At 64.7% G+C, this 3198-nt stretch carries 4 protein-coding genes and 1 pseudogene; 1 reads left to right on the top strand and 4 read right to left on the bottom strand.

From position 1 onward, the window contains the following. Positions 1-289: 289 nt before the first annotated feature. The 3 genes from folK to AB7I51_RS17910 all read right to left on the bottom strand — a co-directional run bounded on the left by folK (position 290) and on the right by AB7I51_RS17910 (position 2010). Positions 290-769, bottom strand: coding sequence for a 2-amino-4-hydroxy-6-hydroxymethyldihydropteridine diphosphokinase (gene folK / locus AB7I51_RS17900; RefSeq protein WP_428405633.1), 480 nt, complete (start codon positions 767-769; stop codon positions 290-292). Positions 770-773: 4 nt separating this feature from the next. Beyond that, positions 774-1544, bottom strand: a complete 771-nt coding sequence (folP, locus tag AB7I51_RS17905; RefSeq protein ID WP_428405636.1) for a dihydropteroate synthase — start codon at positions 1542-1544, stop codon at positions 774-776. Positions 1545-1632: 88 nt separating this feature from the next. Further along, the gene (locus AB7I51_RS17910; RefSeq protein ID WP_428405634.1) at positions 1633-2010 is read right to left on the bottom strand and encodes a 4a-hydroxytetrahydrobiopterin dehydratase; all 378 of its coding nucleotides are present in this window, start codon (positions 2008-2010) and stop codon (positions 1633-1635) included. Positions 2011-2108: 98 nt separating this feature from the next. Here AB7I51_RS17910 and AB7I51_RS17915 point away from each other — a divergent pair, with 98 nt between their 5' ends. After that, the gene (locus AB7I51_RS17915; RefSeq protein ID WP_428405635.1) at positions 2109-3077 is read left to right on the top strand and encodes a beta-ribofuranosylaminobenzene 5'-phosphate synthase family protein; all 969 of its coding nucleotides are present in this window, start codon (positions 2109-2111) and stop codon (positions 3075-3077) included. Positions 3078-3083: 6 nt separating this feature from the next. Here the strand turns inward: AB7I51_RS17915 and AB7I51_RS17920 are convergent. Further along, a pseudogene (locus AB7I51_RS17920) lies at positions 3084-3198 on the bottom strand (IS5/IS1182 family transposase); the annotation flags it as partial.

Raw genomic sequence — 3198 nt, forward strand, 5'->3', positions numbered from 1 at the left:
TAGAGCAGACCGCAGACCCAGCTCAGCGTGCCGCAACAATTCCAATAACCCCCTCACCACACAATACCCCTTGGTATAGAGCATCACAATCTATCGAATAGCCAATACAACCATTCCAGGTAGGAATAAGACTACCCTATCGACATATCGCGCGAACGTTTGATGCAGTGCGACTGCGCTTGTATTTGATTGTAAATCAAAAACGTATAAAACTGGTGTCGTGGATCGTCGCAATGCTGCTTCCGATTTTGCTGCGCTGCGAAGGACGGCAACCATCAGGGGTGGGCGCCTATTCGTCGGCCCATGGACGTACGCCCGCTGCTTCCGCCCTGGCGAGCGCCTCGCGCATCGAGACTCCGTCCAATTCGAGGTCCGGCGCGATCTCGGCAAGCGGCGCGAGCACAAAGCCGCGGCGGAAAAGCTCCTTATGCGGCAAGGTCAGTTCGGGATCGTCGATCGCGTGGTCGCCAAGGAATAGAATATCGACGTCGATCAGCCGCGGCCCCCAGCGCCGGGTCGGCGCGCGGCCCATGTCGGCTTCGATCTTCTTGACTGCGGCGAGCAGTTCATATGGCGCGAGCGCCGTGTCGCCGATGGCGCAGGCGTTGGCGAAATCGCCCTGGTCGAGATCGCCCCAGGGCGGCGTTCGGTAGATTTGCGAAACCGCGTCGAGCCGCGCCAATCCGCGCGCCTCGATAAGACGCAGCGCCTCGCGGATGTTTTGCGGCTTGTCGCCGAGATTGCTGCCAAGCCCGAATCCAACCCGCATCGTCTCAACCTCCCGGTCGCATCGAGAGGATGCGCAACACTTCAAACGCCGCGCGATGCTCGGCCGCGTCATGCACGCGAAAGACCTGCGCGCCGTCGCGCGCCGCAAGTAGATTGGCCGCGAGCGTGCCGACGAGCCGGCCTTCCAGCGCGCCGTCGCCAAGCTCCTTGAACAAGGATTTGCGCGACACGCCGATGAGGAGCGGAAAACCGAGCTTCAACAGTTCCGGAACCGCGCGCAGCGCCGCGTAATTCTGCTCGCGGCTCTTGCCGAAGCCTATGCCCGGATCAAGCAGGATATGACGCTGCGGCAGGCCAGCGCGGCGGGCGATGTCGAGCGAACGGTCGAAGAACCGCTTCATATCCGTGACAATGTCGATCTCAGGGTCGGTCGTTTCGCGGTTATGCATGATCACCACCGCGGCGCCCGCTTCGGCGATCGTGTGCGCCATCAAGGGATCGCGCTGCAGGCCCCAGACGTCATTGACGAGAGAGACGCCGAGCGCCAGCGACCGCCGCGCCGTCTCGGACTTATAGGTGTCGATCGACACCGGCGCGCCCGCCTCTGCAACGAGCGCCGCGAGCAGCGGCTCCAAGCGCGCCCACTCCTCTTTCGCGGTGAGCGGCGTATGGCCGGGGCGTGTCGATTCGGCGCCGACGTCGACGATGTCGGCGCCCGCGCCGACGAGCTTCTTCGCCTGCGCCAGCGCCGCCGCGCGCGTCGCGTAGAGCCCGCCGTCCGAAAAGGAATCGGGCGTGACGTTGACGATTCCCATGATGACCGGGCGCGTCCCGATCAGCGAAAGAAAGCGATCGCGGGCATTCGCGATCGCCTCAACATTCAATGCCAAGCGCTAAGTCCCGTCAGTCGTCGTATTTCACATAGGCGAAGCGCTGATCGGTCTCCGGCGTGCCCTCGAGCGCGCCGCCGGCCTTGCCCGGGCGCCAGGAGACGACCTCCTCGATCTTCCTGGCGAGTTCGAAATCCTTGTCGGTGATCCCTTTCGCCGTATGGGTCATGAGCTTCACCTCGACCCAGGCGTAAGAGGCGGCGATGTCGGGGTGATGCCAAGCGGCTTCGGCGAGATGGCCCACCGTATTGATCACCATCAGCGTGCCCTTCCAGCTGTGGGTCTTGAACTTGCGCCTGATCCAGCCGTTCTCGTAACGCCAGTGCGGCAGTTCGCTCTTCAGCCGCGCGGCGATCTCATCTTCGGAATAAGCGCGCTCTTCCTTGGCCATGACCGGCTCCCTCTTGCGCTGTGCGCCGCAACATTCTTTCGTTGAGACGCGTTATAGCCTAAACCGATCCAAAGTCTCAGTCCCACTAAAGAGGCGCTATGCCGGCTAGTGTGAGCGTCGCGGCGAGCGCGCGGCTGCATCTCGGTTTTCTCGACATGAATGGCGGACTCGGCCGCAAGTTCGGCGGCGTCGGTCTGGCGCTCGACGCGCCGGCGACGCGGCTCACTCTGAGGCGGGCCGACAAGAATTTAGTCGAGGGCCTCGAAAGCGCTCGCGCCGCAGCTCTCCTAGAGCGCGCTCAGGAGGCGCTCGGCGTCACGCGCCGCCACAGGCTGGCGATCGAGGAAGCGATTCCCACCCATGCGGGTCTCGGCTCCGGCACGCAGCTTGCGCTCGCGATTAGCGCGGCGCTGCGACGCCTCGAAGACCTGCCGCATGATCCAATCGCCGACGCGGCGCTGATGGCGCGCGGCGCACGCTCGGGGCTCGGCGCCGGCCTGTTTCAGCACGGCGGCGTGGTCGTCGACGGCGGGCGCGGCCCGCAAACGTCGACGCCGCCCGTCGTCGCCCGCGCCGAATTTCCCGACGCATGGCGCGTCCTGCTGATCGGCGATTCCGACGCAGTGGGGCTGCACGGCGCCGATGAGCGCGACGCCTTCGCCGAATTGCCGCCATTCGACGCCACGACGAGCGGCGAAGTCTGCCGGCTGGTGCTGATGCAGATTCTCCCCGCCCTGGCCGAAACGGAGCTCGCGCCCTTTGGCACGGCGGTCACGCGCATTCAGGAACTCGTCGGCGATCATTTCGCGCCGGCGCAAGGCGGGCGCCGGTTCACCAGCGCCAAAGTCGAGGCGACGGTGGCGCGGCTCCTTGCCGACGGCGCGACCGGCGGCGGCCAGACGTCATGGGGACCGACCGGTTTCGTGTTCGTCGACAGCGACGCCGCGGCGCGGCGCCTCCTTGGACGCCATGGGGCGCAGGCCAGCGAAGAGGGGCTCGACATTTCGATCCATCGCGGGCTCAACCGAGGCGCGAAGATCGACGCGGTTTACGCGCAGATCGCCTAGAGGGTGTTATGCACCTTGCATGATGTTTGCGGCGCGTTTGAGCATGAGGCAGACGAAGGCGACTACGTGGAATCCTGCCAAGGTCTCGGCATAACGCTCATAGTCTTTTACTAGCCTTCGG

This window comes from Methylocystis sp., from assembly GCF_050246715.1.
Lineage (GTDB): Bacteria > Pseudomonadota > Alphaproteobacteria > Rhizobiales > Beijerinckiaceae > Methylocystis.

What these genes read in the sequence shown, in the direction of transcription:
- folP (WP_428405636.1), bottom strand. Translation starts at nt 1,544, where the DNA reads ATGGGAATCGTCAACGTCACGCCCGATTCCTTTTCGGACGGCGGGCTC.
- AB7I51_RS17910 (WP_428405634.1), bottom strand. Translation starts at nt 2,010, where the DNA reads ATGGCCAAGGAAGAGCGCGCTTATTCCGAAGATGAGATCGCCGCGCGG.
- AB7I51_RS17915 (WP_428405635.1), top strand. Translation starts at nt 2,109, where the DNA reads ATGCCGGCTAGTGTGAGCGTCGCGGCGAGCGCGCGGCTGCATCTCGGT.
- folK (WP_428405633.1), bottom strand. Translation starts at nt 769, where the DNA reads ATGCGGGTTGGATTCGGGCTTGGCAGCAATCTCGGCGACAAGCCGCAA.